Source organism: Streptomyces sp. AC627_RSS907 (assembly GCF_019049165.1).
The window spans coordinates 1-651 of sequence record NZ_JAGMUE010000050.1 but is presented as its reverse complement, the minus strand read 5'-3'; the positions used below and the strand labels follow the sequence as shown (position 1 = coordinate 651).

The following is a 651-nucleotide window of genomic DNA, read 5'->3' as shown; positions in this document are numbered from 1 at the left end:
CCGCGCAACGGGCCGGGTGGCAGCCTCCGGTCTCGCTGACCGCGGTCCTGCTGCCCGCCGCCCAGACCCGGCCCGCCTACCGCTCGCTCGACCCGAGCACCCTCGTCCTCGACGACCTGCCGGACGCCACCGGCGTGCTGCTCGTCCCCGACGCCGACCGCTCACGCCTCCTGCGGCAGCTCACCGAGCGCACCGCCGTGGTCGGCCCGACCCGGCCCTGGACCCGCGCGTCCGCCTCGTACGCGCGAGCCGCACACGCGCGCTCCCTCTCCCCTGACATTCGCGACACCGAGGACCACCTGCCCGAGCTGGTGCTGAGCGCCGACGCGGACGCGTTCGCGGACCTGCGTGCCCGGGCCCTCGCACCGCTGCGGACCGTGCCCGTCGCGACCGCGCGGCGGCTGGAGGAGACGCTGCGGGAGTGGCTGCTGCACCAGGGCAGACGGGACGAGGTGGCGGCGGCGTTGTTCGTCCATCCCCAGACAGTGCGGTACCGGATGGCACAGCTGCGGGAGCTGTTTCCGGATCTCGCGTCGCCGCAGCGGGTCCTCGAACTGACGCTGGCGGTCGGTCTCCGGGTCGACTGACGCGTACTCCTCGACTGACGCGTACTCCGATGGCCCACGGCCGCGTCCGGAAGCGGCCGTGGGC

Annotated in this window: 1 protein-coding gene; it reads left to right on the top strand. The window is 74.8% G+C overall.

Features of this window, described 5'->3' with window-relative positions; all coding sequences use genetic code 11:
* Nucleotides 1-587 (top strand): helix-turn-helix domain-containing protein (locus KUM32_RS13775; RefSeq protein ID WP_217142149.1); only part of this gene is annotated, 587 nt, incomplete at its 5' end.
* Between the last annotated feature and the right edge of the window lie 64 nt (nucleotides 588-651).